Below are 17,774 nucleotides of genomic sequence, written 5' to 3' on the forward strand. Positions count from 1 at the left end.
ATGTCAATGCATCTAATGCTCAGTCATAAATGCCTGGTCAGCAGTACCGTACCGGCTGCCAGGTCGGCCGTCACGGCATTATTTCGAGATCGCCACACCGCACTCGGACGGCGGCGAACCGAGCCGTCACAAGATCGACCGAGCAGGCCGAGACACCAGTCAGGCCCAGCTCGACACACGTCGAGCTGGGCCTGAACGGCCGACGAGCTACGGATTCACGCCTTCTTGGCGGCCGCCTTCGCCTGCTTCTTGAATTCCCTTACCTGCGCGAGCGATTCGGCATCAGTGACATCGGCAACACTGCGCCGGGAACCCTCATCGCCGTACGCGCCCGCGGCCTCCCGCCAGCCCTCCGGCTGCACGCCGCGCTGCTTACCCAGCAACGAGAGGAAGATCTTGGCCTTCTGCTCACCGAAGCCGGGCAGCTCCTGCAACCTGCGCAGCACCTCTTTGCCGTCGGGTTTGTCCTTCTTCCACAGGTTTTCGGTCTTGCCGTCATAGTTCTCGATGATGTATCTGGCCAGCTCCTGGGCGCGGCGCGCCATCGAACGGCCGTAGCGGTGGATGGCAGGGGGCGTCGCGGCCAGCTCCTCGAACTCCTGCGGGTCGGCCTCGGCGATGCGATGAATGTCGAAGCCGCCCATCCGGTCGGCGATCTTCTTCGGGCCGCGGAAGGCGTGTTCCATCGGATACTGCTGATCCAGCAGCATGCCGAGCAAGGTGGCGAAATGGTCCTCGGTCAATAGCGCGTCGGCCTCGACGTCCTGTGCCAGGCAAAGCTTGCGACTCATGGCCAATCCTTCCACCGCGACCTTCATTGCTCGGACGGACTCGATCATCTCATTTGTGTCGACCTTGCGAGCCCCCACTATTCATCGCGGGTTCATCCCGCTCCGGCCCGCCCCGATGGCCGATCTGGATGGTCGCGAAGCGAGTCCTCGCATGGTTGGATGACGGCATGCAAGGGGGGATCGGTGTCGGCGCTGCGGTCGATCGCGTCTTCGCGATCGCGACGGCAGCCGAATCCCGGACCCTCGACGGCCTGCTGCAAGCGGTCTCGCGTGATCGCGGGCGGCCGCTCGCCGTGATCGAGAGCCCGAATCTGCCAGCGGGGGTGTTCGGACACTGGATCCGTTTCGCGGATCGCGACGAGGTGTCCTACGCCTCGTGGGCGCAGACCAAGGACCGGACCGTCGCGCACGAGCTCGGCCACATCGTGCTCGGGCACCAGGGACGTCCGGTGCTGGAAGTGGCGCAGGCGATCCTGCCTGCCGACATGCACGACCTGGCCGCGCTCGTGCTGCGCAGGGAATGCACCGACGAGGCAGCGGCGGAAGAGCTGGCGGCCGAGCAATTCGCGAGCCTGCTGCTGAATCGACTGCAGAGCATCGGCCGCAGGGAGCCACGACTGCGCTCGCGCTGGGGTGAGGCGCTCGGATGATCGCCATGATCCTGTCGCCGCTGATGTGGGTTGCCGCGGTCACCAGGGGCTGGCGCTGGTGGTGGTCGCGCAGCTGGGTGCTCGGCTCGACCACCATCGCGCTCGGCGTCGTCGCACTGCATCTCACGCTGAACATCCCTGCGGCAGAAGGGTTTATGCAGGCCATCGCGCCGAAGCCGAACTTCTCCACCGGGCTGCGGATGGTGCTGTTCAACGTGATCGCTGCCGCGACAGGCGCGTTGACGCTTGCGGTGACCGTCGACCCGGCGCGGGTAGCGCGCGGCGTGCGGGTCCTCGGCGCGATCGCCGCGGCGGGTTCGCTTGCGGCACTGGCGATCTTCGTCGGCACGCCGTCGGTGCCACAGGTCGCGGGCGGATTCGAGTTCGATCAGGCCTACAGCCACCTGCCCGGCTATGCCGAGGCCGGGATCGCGGGCGCGTTGTTCCCCGCGCTGCTGTGTCCCGCGCTGATGGTGATGGCGGCGCGGCCCGCCGACCTGCGCACGGTGACCGGCTGGAGTCTGTCGCTGCTCGCGGCGGGACTTGCGGCCGCGACCGTGTGGGCGTGGATTCGGTTGGGCTACTTCGTCGCAGTCCGTTTCGGCGGCGCGGCGCCTGCGCCCGCGGTGTTCGAAGTGACGCGAGCGGTGTCCGCGGCGGGGGTGTTGGTGATCTTCACCGGGGTCATGCTCTCGCCTGTCGTGTCCTGGGTGCGAGCCAGACGGGTGCTGATCGCCATCGGCCCGATGTACCACCAGCTGGTGCCGCGCTGGCCCGGCGTGCGACGCCAGTCCCGGCGCGGCAGCAGCGCGGACGAACGGGCCAGCGATCGAGTGACCGAACTGCTCGACGCGCTGAGCCTGGAGGTCGAGCAGGCGGGCAAGTCCGGCACCCTGCGCACCGATCAGCGGGAAGTGGCTGCGGCGGTGGCGAATTGGCTGATCGACGGGCAGGATTCGACGGCCCTCGACGCGGAGAACGTCCGGTCGGCGGCCTTCGAGGCAGAAACCGACCGCCACTGGGCGCTGCTGTTGGCGCAGGCATATCGAGCAAGACGACGAGAGGCAATGGTGTGACGGAGACGACGGCGGCGCAGGCCCGCGCCGCGCGAGTGATCACCGAGCTCGGGGCACCGTGGATGATCAACATCCTCACCTCGGTGATTGCGGGCGCGGCGCTGCACGCGCTCGCGTGGGGCGTGTTCGTCGCGACCATCTCCGGCGTGATCCCGACGCTGGTCATCCTGACCGGCGTGCAACGTGGCGTGGCCAGCGATCACCACGTGACGGAGATCCGCGAGCGGCACTGGGTGATTCCGGCGATCCTCGCGATCGTGTGCGTCGGGCTCGTCGTCGAGATCGTCAGGGACGCGCCGCGCGAACTGATCGCGTGGACGGTGTCCGCGCTTGTGGTGCTCGTCGGCATCGGGATTGTGACGGTGCTCGGAAAGTGGAAGGTCAGCGTGCACACCGCGGTCGGCGCAGGCACCACCGTGCTGTTGGCGATGATCGCCTCGCCGTGGTTTCTGCTCGCGCTGCCGCTGACCGCGGTGATCGGCTGGTCGCGGGTCTGGCTCGGCGACCACACCAGGGGCCAGGTGATCGTCGGCGCCCTGCTCGGTGCGGTGCTCGCCGCTGTGACGTATCTGCTTGCGTCCTGAGGTCGTGACTGGTCTCACAGACCTGGCATGCACGGCTATGAGGCCCCGCGTAGGCTCCTGCGCATGCCTCAACAGACGGCAGTACCTACATCGGCACCCCACACAATGGCCACCGCCGGGGATGGACGCGGTCCCATGGACACCTACACAATGCGGCCCGATCGCTTCGATCGCGCGGGCCAGGATCAACTGGTCGACGTTCGTGACCTCCAGGCCGCGCTGCCCGGCATCCGGCGGCTGCGCAACTGGGCACACGACGCGCTCGGACTTCGCCTCGGCGAACACGCCGTCGACATCGGTTCCGGCACCGGCACCGAGGTGATGGCGTTCGCGGAAACGGTCGGCCCCAACGGCAGTGCGGTCGGCGTCGAACCGGACCCGAACCTGCTCGCCTCGGCCGAACGCCGCGCGGCCGCGGCCGGATCGACGGCCAAATTCCATTCCGGCGACGCCTACGGGCTGCCCTTCGGCGCGGACAGCTTCGATGCGGCCCTGTGCGAGCGCGTGTTTCAGCATCTGACCGCGCCAGCGCGCGCCGCCTCCGAGATCGCGCGGGTGCTGCGGCCCGGCGGCCGCGTCGTGGTGATGGACAGCGACTGGGGCACCGCGATCGTGCATCCCGGCGACCGGCAGGTGGTCCGCGACGTGATCGACACGCTGCTCTCGGCCACCACCAACCCGTACTCCGGCCGCAGGCTGCCCGGCCTGCTGACCAAGGCGGGCTTGGTGATCGACGAGGTCGGCTCGCATGCGCTGGTGCAGGACCGCACGGTCGGCGTCGGCTCGCTGGTCACCCGCATCTCGGCGATGGCGGTGGCGCGTGGCGTGATCACCGAGCAGCAGCGCGAGCATCTGATCGACGATCTGGAAGCCGGTGCGAAGAGCGGGGACATCCACCTCTCGGTGACCATGTTCGCCGTGTTGGCGCACAAGCCTCGCTGATTCCTGGCACTACCCGGCCGGGCACGTACCGAATCGGTACGCGCCCGGCCGTTCTCGTTGTTCGGTGCTACTTGTCGAGCAGCTTCTCGGTGGCGGCGAGCAGCACACAGGTGGCGAGGCCGTCCATCGCCTTCTCCAGCTCAGGCAGCTTCGGGAAACTCGGCGCGATCCGGATGTTCTTGTCCTCCGGGTCGTTCCGGTACGGGAAGGCCGAGCCTGCCGCGGTGAGCGCGATGCCCGCGTCCTTGGCCAACGCGATCACCCTGGCCGCGGTGCCTTCCAGCACGTCGAGGCTGATGAAATAGCCGCCCTTCGGCTCCGTCCACGATGCGACCTTCGACGCGCCGAGCCGGTCCTCCAGGATCCTCAGCACCAGAGCGAATTTCGGCTCCAGGATGGCGCGGTGCTTCTGCATGTGCGCGCGCACGCCGTCGGCGTTCTTGAAGAAGCGCAGGTGGCGCAGCTGGTTGATCTTGTCAGGGCCGATGCTCCGCTTCGCGGCGTGGCCCAGGTACCAGTTCAGGTTCGCGGTGGAGGTGCCGAGGAAGCTCACGCCGCCGCCGGCGAAGGTGATCTTCGAGGTGGACGCGACCACGATGGGCCGGTTGGGGTTTCCGGCCGCGGCGGCCAGCGACAGCACGTCGATCACCGGCGCGGCGGTGTCGGTCAGCGGATGCACCGCGTAGGCGTTGTCCCAGATCAGTCGGAAGTCGGCGGCCGCGGTCGGCATCGAAACCAGTTCGCGGACCACATCTTCGGAGAAGGTGACGCCGCTCGGGTTGGAGTAGTTCGGCACCACCCACATGCCCTTGATCTGCGGGTCGTTCGCGACCAGCGCGGCGACCGCATGCGTGTCCGGGCCGTCCGGGCCCATCGGGACCGGGATCATCTCGAAGCCGAGCGACTCGGTGATCGTGAAATGCCGGTCGTAGCCGGGGCTCGGACACAGGAACTTCAGCGTGTCCTCCGAGGCCCAGCGACGCTCGGAATCGTTGGTGCCGAACAGCATCGCGTAGCTGAGCACGTCGTACATGAGCTCGAGGCTGGCGTTGTTGCCCGCGATCAGGTTGTCCACCGGGATGCCGAGCAACTCGCTGAAGATCGCGCGCAGCTCCGGAAGTCCTTGCTGGCCACCGTAATTGCGGCAGTCCGTGCCGGTGCCGTCGCGGAAGTCACCGGCGCCGGGCAGCGAAAGCAGGTCGGCGGACAGGTCGAGTTGTTCCGGCGAAGGTTTTCCGCGCGTCAGGTCCAGCGTGAGCTTCTCGGTCTTGAGCGTCGCGTAGTTCGCGTTCTGAGTCTCGTGTTCCGACACGAGTTCCTCGTGGCTCATCAAACCGATCTGCGTTTGCCGGGGCATCCTGGGCAGCCTTTCCAAGCAGCGGGGGACGTGGGTAGTGGCCGGACCGATGTGCGGCGGCCGGACATTCAGCCTGCCGAGCGCATCGTGCGTCGGCGGACCGTGGTCCACGTTACCTGTGCCTTGCTCGGATTTGGAGGCGTTATTCCGCAGCCGGACTTCGGTCCGGGGCCCTCTGAGATAAGGGGACCCCGCGCACCCGGCAGAGCCCGTTGACCCTTGCTGCCTTCCGGCCCTGGGGGAGTTCACAGGATGCGCGCCGCGCGGGATCCGTCGGCCAGTGTAGCCGCTCCCCCGCCCTGCTTTGCCCGCCGGGGTCCTAAAACTGTCCACAAAGTGGACCGAACAGGCACTTTTCCAGTCCGAACGGACCCGTTTGGCTTCTGCCCCGCCCCTACCGGTATGCTGCTCCACGGAGGATTCGCCTAGTGGCCTATGGCGCTCGCCTGGAACGCGGGTTGGGTTAACGCCCTCAGGGGTTCAAATCCCCTATCCTCCGCCATGGGAAACGCCTCTGATCCAGCCGAACCGGCTGATCAGGGGCGTTTTTCGTCGCGCATGGAGGTGAACCTGTCGGCCGCAGCGACCTGCGGGTGACCCGGCGGCAGTTTGCGGCCGCACTGGACGAGCAGCAGGTCCTGGGCGCAACCGGTCAACGATGCGCCGGAGCCGTCGGTCCCGTCCATGTCATCGGTGCGATGCGGGATCAGGTGTTGGAGCCGCTCCGTGCGGGCGGCTCGGGCAGGAGTGCGATCGCGGCGGGGGTCCAGGTGTACTCCAGTTCGGGTAGGTCGAAGCCTTGCTCGAAATGGGCGACCCGTTCGGCTGTGCGGCGGCCGCCGTGTCGCTCGTAGAAGGCGATCGCGGAGGTGTTGGCTTGCAGCACTTCGAGGTAGACGGAGCTTCCTGGGTGTTCGTGTGCGGACCAGCGCAGACCGTGGTGGAGCAGGCGGCTACCGATTCCGGAGCGTTTCAGGTGTGGCCGGACATGCAGATTGTCGACGAGGACACGGTCATCGGAACGCGGTACGAGGTAGACGAATCCGAGCACTTCGCCTGCTTCGTCGGCGGTGAACAGCTGCCCTTTCGGTGCATCGGCGGCAAGCCGGTTCTGCCAGAGCTCGTATCGCTCTTCGAACAACGATCCGTTCAGGTATTCGTCCGGCATGATGCCCGCGTATGCGGTGCGCCAGCTTTCTGTGTGCAGTGCCGCGACGGATTCGGCGTCATGCCGAGTCCCTGTTCTGATCGTCATCCCTCGAGTTCACCGCACCTCGGCGCGGACCACCACGTCCAGTTCGCATCGACCGGCCATAGGTGCCCCGAAACAGCTGACGTGCCTGGCACATTCGGCTCGAACCGGGCGGCTGTTGCTTGCCACCGCCGGGCAGGGCGCGGCCTATAGTGGGCCGGGACGATGACAACTTGGTCGGCGGGCTGTCGGCCGAACGCAGGGGGTGGGCGTGGACGAGAAGTCTCCGCAACCACGCGCAGACTACAACGCGACGAGGATCGTTTACCTCATTGCGGCCGGAATCGGCTTGCTCGCAATCATGTTCGCGCCATTCACCCTCATGTTCGCCGCCAGCTGTACCGAGCACACCTGCCGAGAGGGCCTGGGGCTCTGGTCGTTGGGGCTGACAGTGGGTGGGGTCGCGGTCACGCTGCTCGTAGCGGGCATGAAGATCGGATCCGCACGGCGGCGTGGTCAGTCTCAATTCAAGTGGGCACTGATAGCGGTCGTCGGCGTTTTCGCATCGTCCTGCGGCGGGCTGGCGGTGATGAAGGTGGCCGTCACCCCTCATCGACCGGACGTGAGCAGGCAGGCGGGCGAGGTGCAAGCGGGCCTCGGACAGCTGCCTGGCGTCCAGCGCGCCTCGGTCGGTGCCGCGCACGAGGTGTTCGCGTCCGTCGTCCTTGCCGTGGACGCCACGCCCGATCAGACGAAGACGGTGGTTCAGTCCTTCCGGAACGAGACCAACCGGCCCGAATTCCGGCAGCGAGAGTTCGTGATCGAGCTCCGAAACAATAGCGGCACATCGACATTCACCTCGTGGTCCCCCAACCTGGACACCGCGCCGGATCTGGTCCAGCGCTGGTTCGCCATGCAGCACGCCTTCGCCGACGGCGAGGTGAAATGGGATCACCGCCTGCGCGACACGGGACGCACCGACAACGTCCTCGGCGATATCTCGGTGCAGCTGCAGACCGCCGCCGACCACACCGCGATCACCGAGGCTTATCGGCGCGTGGCGCAGGACTTCCCCGACCTGTCGACGGCTTGGTGGAAAATCAGCGCGAAATCCGACCGGGTCGGCAGCCTGTCCAGCGTCGGTCGATACCCGAACGAGCTCGAGATCTCCGTCTGGAACCGACTGAACGCGGACCAGGAACCATCCCGTGTCGTCCGGATGGCCCCGAGGTCCGTGTCGGAGAAGCTCAAATCGCCCGACCTCAAAGACGCGGAATCTCTTGCCCAGAAGCATCTTCCGATCGTCGCCGAGCTCGGCATACCGATCGAGTACGTCGCTGGATCCGACATCATTGGCGCCGGCCCGACGGGCCGTCCGGTCACCGTCACTGTCGGCGGCTGCACGAAGCGTAGGTACCCGCCGAACCCCGTCGAGCAGGCACTCGCGGATCAGTACGAGAAGTGCTGAACATATTGTGCCCCTGAATAATTCACGATGTCGGTGAGGCCCGCGAGGTATCCCCGCGGTGCTGGATCAGGCGGTGGAGGGCCACTCCGCGCGGACTTTCGTCAAGACCAGAGACGAAGCGAAGTCGGCGAAAGCGGGCATGAGCGCCCAACATCCGGCGAACGTCGATGCGGCGACCAGGAGTTCGGGTATCTGCGCAGGTGTTGCGCTCGCGACGACCGAGCGCAACACCGCCGCGAGGACATCCGCATCGGTGACGGTGCGCAGGATGGCCTCCGCTCGGTCGAAGTCGGCCGCGGCAAGCGCTGCCCGCACCGCCTCAGCCGGACCGCGTGCCGACTCCAGCGGATTCCGCTGCTCCGAAGCCTGTGCCCGGTCACGGGGTGTATCCATGCCGATCTCGGCGAGTTCCCGCAGCACGAATGACCGGTCGTTCGGATTGGTGACGGAATCCAGTATGGCCTCGGCGCGGCATAGGATCCGGTAGGCCGGTTCCAGATCCCCTGTCGTGACGAGGGTGTCGGCGATTGTGCGCCACAACAGCACCCGCTCCGTCGGTTCGACGATGGCGTCGACCAACGACTCCGCCCGAGCGAAGTCACCGAACTCCACCGCGACCCGCGCCAGAGAGCTCAACGCAAGGTCGCGGGTAGACCGGTCGGCGATCGCTTCGTTCAGTGCCTGTGCATCATCGAGAATCCGTCGCGCCCAATTGATATCACCGAACGCAGCGACCGCCGTCGCGATATCGGCCAGACCCGGTCCACGGGACAGCGGGGACGATTCGGTCATGGCAGTCCGCACGGCAGCGGCGGCGAGCCGTCTGGCCTGAGCCAGATCGCCCTCGGCGGCAACCACTTTCGCGAGCACCAGCAATACGAGCGATCCGAGATCCGGGGGAAAGGCGGAGTCGACAGTGGATTCGACGAGATCGATGCGATCGAGCACGGTCAGCCCGCGCAACAGCGCCAGCCATGGCTGCTGGTTCTCGTAGTGAGTGGCGTGGCAGGCGGCCACAGCACTATCGACGCATCGGCGCCCGAAGGCAGGATCTTTCACCTCTTCGGCCAACTCGAGCAGCCCCTGCGTGCGCCACCGTGGATCGGTGATCGACAGAGCGGTGCCGAGCGTCGTCTCACGGATTCGGCGCGCGTTGGCGAGATCGCCCCTGTCGGAAAAGTGTTCAACCATCATCGAAAGAGGCTGCAGCCGGGTGTAGAGGTCACCGATGCGGTCGATCACTGCCAAAGCTCGCCCGGGTTCATCGAAGAACGCCGACGAATAGGCCAAACTGGCGAGCGCTTCGTCGCGACATTTCGGATCGGCGATGGCGTCGGCGACCACGAGTGCTCGGTCGATCTCGTCACAGAATCCGAGCACATAGACCACCTGGCCCAGTGCGTCGGCATGTCGGACGGAGTCCGGCACCGAACGCGCACTGAATTCGGCCGACTCGGCGATCCGCAATGCCGCCGCACGGTCTTGGGCGATGGCGAGATTTATTGCCAGACCGCATAGTTCGTGCGTGCGCAGCCATGGGTCCGCGATGGCGGACGCGGCGGCGGGAGCCTGCCCGCCATCGTTGTAGATCCGATAGGCGTCGCGGATCCGGTGCCCGAGCAAGTGTGCGCGCAGCGGCGCTGCGGTGATCTCCGGTACCAGCTCATCGATCCTGTCGGAAATCGACTGTGCCCCTTCGTTATCGCCTGCCTCGACACAGGTTTCGGCCAGGTCGGCCAACACACTGGCCCGTAGATAGGGGTCGCCGATCCTCTCGGCCACCAGTTCCACATGCCGGATCACCAGCCAGGCCACCTCCGACGCATCGGTGAGCGCCGCAAAATAGGCCGTGGATTGCAGTGAATCCGCGCGGACGTAGGGATCGGTGATCAGGTCGCAGACTCGTCTTGCCGCGGCCCAGTCGTTGTTGCTTCGCGTTTCGAGCGCGATGTAGCTCAGCCTGGCCGTACGCCGGTTGAGATTGGCAGCGGAGAGGGCCCAGTCGATCGCCCGGTCGGTGGCGCCGACGGTGGCTAAGCATCGCGCCATATCCGATTCGATGGAATCGCGTTCGGTGTCCGAGACAGGGCGGGTCCGACACCGGATCTCGGCTCGCTGGGTCAATAGTCGCGCCACCATCGGCTGGCCGGCCTCCACCAGTTCCCGCACCAAATCGGCGACCGCGCTCATCTGCACACTCGGTGTGCGCAGTGTCCAAGCGAGGGTTTCGGCGCGTGTCCCGTGGCCGAGACGCAGCCAAGCAACGGGTAGGTCGGGGCAGAGTCCGTGATTGCGTCCGATCAGCCGTTCGCGGGTCATGGCGAGGCTCAGCGCAAGGTTCAGATCGGGTGTCGTGTCGGCGCGGAGCAGGTCTTGCGCCGCGGCGATTTCCACAAGGGCGTTGGTTTCGCCCGCGTAGCTGTCGGCCATACGGGTGTGACGGTCAGTGTCGGTCGCAAGCCTCAGCATCCGCGCCGTGTCCTCGGTGGCGGCCAGCATCCGAAAATAGTTGCGCAGCAAATACTCCGGCGTTCCCTCCGGCCAGTTATCGGCCCGGTACCGGTCGGCCCAGCGATGCAGATGGCGTCGATATTTGGCCAGCGCGCCTGGACCCAGGTACTGCGCGGCACTGTTGTGTAGCTCTGCGTGCGCGAGCACATAGGGTTGTCTGCCGTCCGGCAACCGTTGTTCGGTGTAGGGGTCGACACCACAGCTTGCGGCCACGGTGGTCAAATATTGCGCGTTCCGGTCCCGCGGGATCCAGGACAACCGCTGCAGATCGTCGGCGGTCAAACCACCGCCGGAGACCACCAGCATGCCGGTCAGTTTGCGGGTCATGAAGCTCTGGCGCAGCAATCGCGCGAGCCGCTGCTCCGCCGTTATCCGGTATTCCGTCGCCCGTGGCGAGCAGGACAGGTACCGGACGATTGCAGGGTCGCGCAATGGATGCTCGACGGCGAGATCACTCGGCAACGGTGCGTCGGTTCGACTGCTCACGACAACGCGGACCCCATCCGGCAATGGGACCGGCAGCAGCCCCGCGATGCTGGGCGCACCGCTGTCCTCGTCCAGTGCGTCGAGGACGAGCACCAGCCGCTCGTCGCAGGCCAGGCAGTTCACCGCTGCGGCGGCAAGCAGCTCGCGCAGCCGCGCCCGAATATCGAAGCGCCCTTGAGGCATCGGCCGCGCTGCGAGTTCCGCCAACTGCGTGACCAGCGCATCAGCGGCGTGCCGCCAATCGGTTTCGAAGCCGATGCGGTTCGTGGCGAAGAACGAGACAACGCGCACCCCCTCGGGCGGATGCAGTGCGAACCACGCCAACAGCGCAGTTTTCCCCGCCCACGCCGGTGCCTGCCACCACAACCACGGTGTCCATGCAGCAGAGCGACAGAACTCCGACAGCTCATCCAATTGTCTTCCGCGGTCGGCAAGTTCATCCGGAGCCAGCGCTCGCACCGTGAACAGGCAATCCGACCTGGGCACCAACGTCGGCGCCCGACCATGATCATCGAACAGATCCATCGGCGATGACATACGCACCTCCCCGATCCGACCGTAACCACTGAATCCCACGCCCCGGAAGACCACAAAACCGCTGTGGCGGGCCCTCCCACGTGGAGCGTGCCTCTGCACGCTGGGTATCACTCCGACGGGATTTTGGTTCGCTGAGCGCGTGGCATTCAGAATGGTGATGTCGCGCTGAGAAAATAATGATGCTAGCTTCAGGACGGTTCATACGTCATGAGCCGATGCTCTCGAATGCGATGAACTCCGCGTGAGTACCCTGAGACACCGCGAGTGAATCCAGACTTGGGGTGATTTTCCGGTTCAGTTCGAGCGCTGGCTATTTGGGTGCAACGCGCCTGCCTGCCTTGCCCCCGCAACTGTGGGCACCGAGCGCACAACCAGGCCTTTTGGATCGATTATCCGGTCGCGGCTCGGCACGCCGATCGCCGGTGCACAGTCGTCACCCTGGACGGTCGGACAATGCCGCGAAGCGCTGCAGACGTGTGCAACATTTGGGCATCGCCGTACCAAATATGACGCTCGTCACAACGATTCGGTTTTCCTGGGGCCGTCGGATATGAATAGGCCCTGCTATCAACATCAACCCTTTGATTCGGCTGGGGGACAAGGCGTTCCATCGGGTCGGGGGTTCGGGAGGAAACCGATATGTTTCGTAAGACTGTCGTGCGCGTAGGCCGCAACGTGCTGACCGCAGCAGTGTTGCCCTTCGCTGTCGTGGCTACCGTCGCCAGCGCGGGCACCTCGTCTGCGACCGACTTTGCCGCAGAGCAGGCCCGTTTGGCCGGAGGCCTGGTGGCCTCGTCCAGCGACCAGGGCGTCAACTACAAGACAACGACGGCGCCGGATCTGAAGACCATCACCACCACGCTGGACAACGGCAAGTTCACCCTGACCGCTGATTCGACCGCGGTGAAGGTGGAATCGGCCACCGGCACGAAGGTCAGCGAGTTCCCGATGTCGCTGAAGACGGTCGCGGGCAACACCATTGCGCTGGCTCCGCAGGTATCCCTGGACGGGAAGACCCTCACCCTCAGCCCGCAGGTGAGCCCTGAGGTCGCCGCTGAGGCGAAGACGGTCGCCGCTGACGTCAAGCCCGTCGCCGCCGCCGATCTCAAGCCCATCGCGACCAACCCGGACGCGCAGAACCACGACCCGGTTGCCAACGGCCTCGCGGCAGGTGCCACGGTCGGCCTCGCCATTGCTGCCGTCCTGTGCATCCCCGCGATTCTGGTCTTCATCGTCGGCTACTTCGCCTGCCTCATCGCGAGCGGAATCAGCTACGTCGTGTTCGCCGCCGTGATCGGCGCCATCCTCGGCGCGGTCGCCCCGCAGATCATCCCGCAGATGCTCCCCTGATGATCACCTGACCGGTCGACGCATCGGTCGAAATACGCCCGCCCCCACTACTTTCGGTGGGGGCGGGCGTATTTCGTCTGCACGGTGGTCAGTGGGGGGTGCGGGCCAGGAGGCGTTGGAGGATGACGACGGTGAGGAGGAAGGCGCCGCTTACTACGGATTGGAAATTGCTGTCCAGGGTGCCTATTCCGTTGATGATGTTCTGAATGACGTTGCGCAGTAGGACGCCGAACAGGGTGCCGAGTACGGTGCCGACGCCACCGGTGAGAAGCGTGCCGCCGATTACCACGGCGGCGATCGCGTCCAGTTCGGTGCCGACGCCGAGAACGGTGACGCCGGATTGCAGGTAGGCGGCGGTCATGGCGCCCGCGAAACCGGCGAGCAGGCCGCTGAGGGTGTAGACGATGATTTTCGTGCGGGCGACGGGGACGCCCATCAGAATCGCCGAGGACTCCGAGCCGCCGGTGGCGAACAATGCTTGACCGAATCCGGTGCGGCGCAACATGACAGCGCCGACGATGAAGAGGATCACGGTGAGGTAGACCGGATAACCGATGCCGAGCAGGGTGCCGCGGCCGATCTCCAGGAACGGCTGACCGCTCTCGATCTTGTAGGTGGTGGCGCCCTCGTCGGTGATGGCCAGCAGCAGCCCTCTGGCGAACAGCAAGGTCGCCAGGGTGACGATGAACGGCGCCATGCCGGTCCGCGCGACCAGGATGCCGTTGAGCGCACCGATGGCACCGCACACGAGCAGCGGTATTGCCAGCGCCGCAACGAAACCCCATTGCGAACCGTACGCGGCGAGCACACCGCCGAGCGCGTACACCGACCCGGCGGACAGGTCGATGCCGCCGGAGATGATCACGAAGGTCATGCCGAGCGCGATCACCGCGAGGAACGAACTCTGCAACGCGAGATCGCGCATGTTGCCGACGGTGCCGAAGCTCGGCACCAGCACGAATGCTGTCACGCTCACCGCGACGAAAACCGCGGCAGCAGGCTGTTTTTGGAGGGCGTCCAGGAACCTGCGCGCACCCTTGGCCGCGCCGGAGCGGGGCGCAGGCGCCCCGCGCTCGATCTCTGCCGGTTCGGTGGTGGTGCTCATCGCGTACCGCGCTCCCGTGTGACATACACGGCCACGACGATGATGGCCGCCTGGACCATCTGCGCGGCCGAATCCGGCAGATCGTGTTTGATCAGGGTGGCCCGCACCAGCTGCATGAGCAGCGCACCTGCCACGGTGCCGACGACGCGAACCTTCCCTCCGGTCAACGGCGTCCCGCCGACGACCACCGCGGTGATGGCCGAAAGTTCCATCAGCAGACCGATATCCGCGGGATCGCTGGCCCGCAGCCTGGCGGTGGCCAGCACGCCTGCCAGCGCCGCGAACACCCCGCAGAGGGCGTAGACGGTGATGAGCACGCGCCGAACAGGCAGCCCGGCCAGCGCACTCGCCGGCCGATTGCCGCCGATCGCCACCAGTTGCCGCCCGAAGGTGGTGCGCCGGACCAGCACTCCGGTGAGCACCGCGAGCACTGCCGCGATGAGCACACTGATCGGCAGGCCGAACAGCTCGTCCGAGCCGAGTGCGAGAAACGCCGGGTTCTGGATGTCGACGAGCTGCCCGTCCGCGATCACCAGGGCAAGCCCGCGCCCGCCGACCAGCACGGCCAGCGTCGCCACGATCGGTTGAATGCCGATGCGTGCCACCATGATTCCGTTGAATACCCCGACGAAGAGCCCGACCGCCAGCGCCGCGATCACCGCGATCATCGGCCCATAGCCCAGATAGAGCGGAACGACGGCGGCGGCCAGTGCCATCGCCGCACCGACCGACAGGTCGATGCCCTCGGTCCCGATCACCAGCGCCATCCCGAGCGCAACGATGATCACCGGCGCCGCCTGCAGCAGTTGCGTGCGAAAGTTGGCCAGCGACAAGAAGTTCGATGTGGCAACAACGTTGAACAGCAACAGCCCGCCGATCGCGGCGTACACGCCGTACTCCTGCAGCCATACGGTGGTCCGGCGCCGGGTCACGGTCCGCATCTGGTCAGTCATCGGGCGTCCCTTCGGCGAGTGCGGCGAGTACCTCGCTCTCGGTGACGTGGTCGGCGGCCAGTTCGCCGACCACCGCGCCGTCACGCAGGATGAGCAGACGGTCGGCGCCGTCGATCAATTCGTCCATGTCGGAGGAGATGAGCACGACGGCGAGGCCTGCGTCGGCGAGCTCGTCGATCAGTTCCTGCACTTCGGCTTTGGCGCCGACGTCGATCCCGCGCGTCGGCTCGTCCAGCAGCAACACCTTGGGGTTCAGGCACAGCCAGCGGGCGAGCATCACCTTCTGCTGGTTGCCGCCGGACAGCTCGGATACTTTCTGCTCCGGACTGGACACCTTGATCCGCAATCGGGTGATGAAGGTGCGCACGATCTGGTCCTGCTGTGCCCGGCTCACCATCCCGTACCGAGACAGTCGTGGCAGCGCGGCCAGCACGATGTTCTCCCGAACCGACAGCTCGGGGATGATCCCGTCCGCTCGGCGATCCTCGGCGAGCATGGCGATCCCGGCCGCGATCGCGGCGGCCGTGCTGCCGGACCGGACGGTCTTGCCGCCGACGACGACGGTGCCGCGATCCAACGGCAGCGCACCGAAGATCGCCCGCGCGGTCTCGCTGCGCCCAGAGCCCAACAGCCCGGCCAGGCCGACGATTTCGCCTGCCCGTGCGGTGACCGAGACGCCCGCGATCCGATGCTTGCTGACGAGATCGTCGGCGCGCAACACCTGCTCGGCCGCGGCGTGCTGATCCTCGCTGAAGCTGGTGGCGCCGTGCGCCTTGACCTCTCCGACATCGCGGCCGAGCATCATGGCGATCAGCGGGAGCCTGCCGAGTTCGGCGAGCGGGCCGCTGTGCACCAGCTTGCCGTCGCGTAACACGCTGACGCGGTCGCAGATTCGATAGAGCTCGTCGAGCCGGTGGCTGACGTAGATGACGGCGATGCCGCGCTCGTGCAGCCGCTCGATCACCGCGAACAGCGTTTCGACCTCGCGCGGTTCCAACGACGAGGTCGGCTCGTCCATGATCACCACCTGGGCCTCGATCGAGACGGCCCGCGCCAGCGCAACCATCTGCTGCGCGCCGACGCCGAGGCTGTGCAGCGGCCTGCGCACATCGGCCTCGACCCCGTAACCGGCGAGCAGCTCGGCGGCCCGCCGACACATCACCCGTTTGTCGATGAGCCCCCACCGATTTCGCGGCTCACGACCGAGGAAGACGTTGTGCGCGATGCTCATCATCGGGATGAGATCGACCTCTTGGTAGATGGTGGAGATCCCCGCCTGTTGGGCGCGCAACGGTGTCGCGAAGACGGCAGGCGCGCCGCGATAGCGCAGCTCGCCGCCGTCGAGCTGATAGACGCCGGTCAAAACCTTGATGAGCGTGGACTTTCCGGCGCCGTTCTCGCCGACCACGGCATGGACCTCGCCGGCGCGCAGGGTGAACGAGACACCGTCGAGCGCCATGGTGCCGCCGAAACTCTTGTGCGCGTCGATGATTTCGAGGACCGGCTCGGTCATCGAGTGATCCTGCTCGACACCGCGCCTGCTCGATCAATACGCATTGGCGACTTTCGACTGGGCATTGGTCTCGTCGTATTCGTCGTCGGAGATGATCACGGTGGCGGGAATCGGCTGGCCGTCCTGGAACTGCTGCAAGGTGCCGAAGGCCAACGAGCCGAAGCGCGGATTCGATTCGATGACCGCGTTGTACTGCCCGTCGACGATGAGCTTGACCGCGTTGCGGGTGCCGTCCACCGACACGATCTTGATGTCTTTGCCCGGCTGCTTACCAGCACCCTTGATCGCGTTGACCGCGCCGATGCCCATCTCGTCGTTCTCCGCGTAGACCGCGGTGATGTCCGGATGGCTCTGCAGCAGCTGTTCCATCACCGCCTGCCCCTTGGACCGGTCGAAGTCGCCGGTCTGCTCGGCGACCACGCTCAACCCGGGTGCGCCCGCCAGCTTGTCCTTGAAACCCTTTGTGCGGTCGGTGGTCACGTTGTTGCCGGACGACCCGAGCAGGATCGCGACCTTGCCGGTGCCGCCGGTCACCCGGATCATCTGATCGGCCGCGCGAGCGCCCTGCTGTACGAAATCGGATCCGATGAAGGTCAGGTAGTCGGTGCACGGCAGCGAGGTGACCTTGCGGTCGACGGTGACGACCGGAACCTTCTTGGCCTTGGCCGCATCCAAAGCCGGTTGCAGCCCATCGGAATTCAGCGGCGCAACGATCAATGCCTGTGCGCCCTGGTCGAGCATCGACTTGATGTCACTGATCTGCTTGTTGAGATCGCTCTGTGCGTTGGTGACCAGCAGGTTGCCCGACGGGATGCCGAGCTTGGCCGCCTGATCCTTGATCGAACCGGTTTCGGTGATCCGGAACGGGTTGGCCTCCTTCTCCGATTGGGAGAAGCCGATTTTCGCCGTCTTCAGGTCGATCTTCGGATACCCGGTCTGCGCGAGCGAGCAGGTCGACTGACCGCTCGGCTGCACGGCCGCCGCCGATGCCGCGGGCCCTGCCCCGCTCGGCTTCGCGGTTTCGGTCTCGGACTTCGAACACCCGCAGAGCACGAGCGCGCAGACGGCGGTGAGCGCGACGCCACCGGACAGGGATGGGTTCACAGGCATGGGTAACTCCTTCGACAGGCCGCCTGCGCGGCACGGGCAGCAACGCCGAGTCGATCTCTGCTCCGGCGCACAGGGGGCGCTTGATACTTACTTACAACGTTGGAACAACGTTGTAAGTAGATTGGGAAAATCGTTCGAATTTGGTTTCC

At 66.1% G+C, this 17,774-nt stretch carries 15 protein-coding genes, 1 tRNA gene and 1 other RNA gene; 7 read left to right on the top strand and 10 right to left on the bottom strand.

Going from position 1 to position 17,774, the window contains the following annotated elements:
- Positions 1 to 215: 215 nt before the first annotated feature.
- Complete coding sequence (locus ACGFNJ_RS38650; protein WP_393460374.1) at positions 216 to 791, bottom strand: HhH-GPD-type base excision DNA repair protein; 576 nt, start codon at positions 789 to 791, stop codon at positions 216 to 218.
- Positions 792 to 958: 167 nt separating this feature from the next.
- On the opposite strand from ACGFNJ_RS38650, the gene ACGFNJ_RS38655 reads away from it, so the two are divergent.
- The 4 genes from ACGFNJ_RS38655 (at position 959) to ACGFNJ_RS38670 (ending at position 4,043) form a co-directional block, all read left to right on the top strand.
- Positions 959 to 1,441 carry a hypothetical protein gene (locus tag ACGFNJ_RS38655; RefSeq protein ID WP_393460377.1) on the top strand — a complete coding sequence of 161 codons (483 nt, stop codon included), beginning with the start codon at positions 959 to 961 and terminating at the stop codon, positions 1,439 to 1,441.
- Complete coding sequence (locus tag ACGFNJ_RS38660; protein WP_393460380.1) at positions 1,438 to 2,517, top strand: hypothetical protein; 1,080 nt, start codon at positions 1,438 to 1,440, stop codon at positions 2,515 to 2,517. The genes ACGFNJ_RS38655 and ACGFNJ_RS38660 overlap by 4 nt, the downstream gene beginning before the upstream one ends.
- A complete protein-coding gene (locus ACGFNJ_RS38665; RefSeq protein ID WP_393460382.1) occupies positions 2,514 to 3,101 on the top strand; it encodes a phosphatase PAP2 family protein in 588 nt (195 codons plus the stop codon). Before ACGFNJ_RS38660 ends, ACGFNJ_RS38665 begins: the two co-directional genes overlap by 4 nt.
- Positions 3,102 to 3,236: 135 nt before the next feature.
- Positions 3,237 to 4,043, top strand: a complete 807-nt coding sequence (locus ACGFNJ_RS38670; protein ID WP_393460385.1) for a methyltransferase domain-containing protein — start codon at positions 3,237 to 3,239, stop codon at positions 4,041 to 4,043.
- Between the two features lie 67 nt (positions 4,044 to 4,110).
- On the opposite strand, the gene ACGFNJ_RS38675 is transcribed toward ACGFNJ_RS38670, so the two are convergent.
- Together ACGFNJ_RS38675 and ffs are read right to left on the bottom strand one after the other, a co-directional pair.
- Positions 4,111 to 5,400, bottom strand: a complete 1,290-nt coding sequence (locus ACGFNJ_RS38675) for an aminotransferase class I/II-fold pyridoxal phosphate-dependent enzyme (protein WP_393460388.1) — start codon at positions 5,398 to 5,400, stop codon at positions 4,111 to 4,113.
- Positions 5,401 to 5,580: 180 nt separating this feature from the next.
- An RNA gene (gene ffs / locus ACGFNJ_RS38680) (signal recognition particle sRNA small type) lies at positions 5,581 to 5,675 on the bottom strand.
- A 139-nt stretch (positions 5,676 to 5,814) separates the two neighbouring features.
- Between ffs and ACGFNJ_RS38685 the strand changes: the two genes are divergently transcribed.
- Positions 5,815 to 5,902 (top strand) — tRNA-Ser (locus ACGFNJ_RS38685).
- Between the two features lie 34 nt (positions 5,903 to 5,936).
- Here ACGFNJ_RS38685 and ACGFNJ_RS38690 read toward each other — a convergent pair.
- Positions 5,937 to 6,086 (bottom strand): hypothetical protein, encoded by a 150-nt coding sequence (locus ACGFNJ_RS38690; RefSeq protein WP_393460391.1) that lies wholly within the window; start codon positions 6,084 to 6,086, stop codon positions 5,937 to 5,939.
- 20 nt (positions 6,087 to 6,106) lie between these two features.
- Entirely contained in the window at positions 6,107 to 6,655 is a 549-nt protein-coding gene (locus ACGFNJ_RS38695) for a GNAT family N-acetyltransferase (RefSeq protein ID WP_393460394.1), read from the bottom strand.
- A gap of 208 nt (positions 6,656 to 6,863) precedes the next feature.
- Between ACGFNJ_RS38695 and ACGFNJ_RS38700 the strand changes: the two genes are divergently transcribed.
- Positions 6,864 to 8,060, top strand: a complete 1,197-nt coding sequence (locus tag ACGFNJ_RS38700) for a hypothetical protein (protein ID WP_393460397.1) — start codon at positions 6,864 to 6,866, stop codon at positions 8,058 to 8,060.
- 66 nt (positions 8,061 to 8,126) lie between these two features.
- On the opposite strand, the gene ACGFNJ_RS38705 is transcribed toward ACGFNJ_RS38700, so the two are convergent.
- Positions 8,127 to 11,381 (bottom strand): hypothetical protein, encoded by a 3,255-nt coding sequence (locus ACGFNJ_RS38705; protein ID WP_393460400.1) that lies wholly within the window; start codon positions 11,379 to 11,381, stop codon positions 8,127 to 8,129.
- Between the two features lie 852 nt (positions 11,382 to 12,233).
- Between ACGFNJ_RS38705 and ACGFNJ_RS38710 the strand changes: the two genes are divergently transcribed.
- Positions 12,234 to 12,944, top strand: coding sequence for a hypothetical protein (locus tag ACGFNJ_RS38710; RefSeq protein ID WP_393460403.1), 711 nt, complete (start codon positions 12,234 to 12,236; stop codon positions 12,942 to 12,944).
- Between the two features lie 88 nt (positions 12,945 to 13,032).
- On the opposite strand, the gene ACGFNJ_RS38715 is transcribed toward ACGFNJ_RS38710, so the two are convergent.
- The 4 genes from ACGFNJ_RS38715 to ACGFNJ_RS38730 are packed head-to-tail and all read right to left on the bottom strand — an operon-like array spanning position 13,033 to position 17,625.
- On the bottom strand, positions 13,033 to 14,049 hold the full coding sequence (locus tag ACGFNJ_RS38715; protein ID WP_393460406.1) for an ABC transporter permease: 1,017 nt from the start codon (positions 14,047 to 14,049) through the stop codon (positions 13,033 to 13,035).
- Positions 14,046 to 15,002 carry an ABC transporter permease gene (locus tag ACGFNJ_RS38720; RefSeq protein WP_393460409.1) on the bottom strand — a complete coding sequence of 319 codons (957 nt, stop codon included), beginning with the start codon at positions 15,000 to 15,002 and terminating at the stop codon, positions 14,046 to 14,048. The genes ACGFNJ_RS38715 and ACGFNJ_RS38720 overlap by 4 nt, the downstream gene beginning before the upstream one ends.
- Positions 14,995 to 16,515 (bottom strand): sugar ABC transporter ATP-binding protein, encoded by a 1,521-nt coding sequence (locus ACGFNJ_RS38725; protein WP_393460412.1) that lies wholly within the window; start codon positions 16,513 to 16,515, stop codon positions 14,995 to 14,997. The genes ACGFNJ_RS38720 and ACGFNJ_RS38725 overlap by 8 nt, the downstream gene beginning before the upstream one ends.
- A gap of 33 nt (positions 16,516 to 16,548) precedes the next feature.
- Entirely contained in the window at positions 16,549 to 17,625 is a 1,077-nt protein-coding gene (locus ACGFNJ_RS38730) for an ABC transporter substrate-binding protein (protein ID WP_393460415.1), read from the bottom strand.
- Positions 17,626 to 17,774: the final 149 nt, after the last annotated feature.

It is taken from the genome of Nocardia sp. NPDC049149 (assembly GCF_043197455.1).
GTDB lineage: Bacteria > Actinomycetota > Actinomycetes > Mycobacteriales > Mycobacteriaceae > Nocardia.

Excerpts from the sequence above, each read along its gene's own strand:
- ACGFNJ_RS38655 (WP_393460377.1), top strand. The coding sequence starts at position 959 with ATGCAAGGGGGGATCGGTGTCGGCGCTGCGGTCGATCGCGTCTTCGCG.
- ACGFNJ_RS38730 (WP_393460415.1), bottom strand. The coding sequence starts at position 17,625 with ATGCCTGTGAACCCATCCCTGTCCGGTGGCGTCGCGCTCACCGCCGTC.
- ACGFNJ_RS38725 (WP_393460412.1), bottom strand. The coding sequence starts at position 16,515 with ATGACCGAGCCGGTCCTCGAAATCATCGACGCGCACAAGAGTTTCGGC.
- ACGFNJ_RS38670 (WP_393460385.1), top strand. The coding sequence starts at position 3,237 with ATGGACACCTACACAATGCGGCCCGATCGCTTCGATCGCGCGGGCCAG.
- ACGFNJ_RS38675 (WP_393460388.1), bottom strand. The coding sequence starts at position 5,400 with ATGCCCCGGCAAACGCAGATCGGTTTGATGAGCCACGAGGAACTCGTG.
- ACGFNJ_RS38690 (WP_393460391.1), bottom strand. The coding sequence starts at position 6,086 with ATGGACGGGACCGACGGCTCCGGCGCATCGTTGACCGGTTGCGCCCAG.
- ACGFNJ_RS38710 (WP_393460403.1), top strand. The coding sequence starts at position 12,234 with ATGTTTCGTAAGACTGTCGTGCGCGTAGGCCGCAACGTGCTGACCGCA.
- ACGFNJ_RS38660 (WP_393460380.1), top strand. The coding sequence starts at position 1,438 with ATGATCGCCATGATCCTGTCGCCGCTGATGTGGGTTGCCGCGGTCACC.
- ACGFNJ_RS38715 (WP_393460406.1), bottom strand. The coding sequence starts at position 14,049 with ATGAGCACCACCACCGAACCGGCAGAGATCGAGCGCGGGGCGCCTGCG.
- ACGFNJ_RS38695 (WP_393460394.1), bottom strand. The coding sequence starts at position 6,655 with ATGACGATCAGAACAGGGACTCGGCATGACGCCGAATCCGTCGCGGCA.
- ACGFNJ_RS38720 (WP_393460409.1), bottom strand. The coding sequence starts at position 15,002 with ATGACTGACCAGATGCGGACCGTGACCCGGCGCCGGACCACCGTATGG.
- ACGFNJ_RS38650 (WP_393460374.1), bottom strand. The coding sequence starts at position 791 with ATGAGTCGCAAGCTTTGCCTGGCACAGGACGTCGAGGCCGACGCGCTA.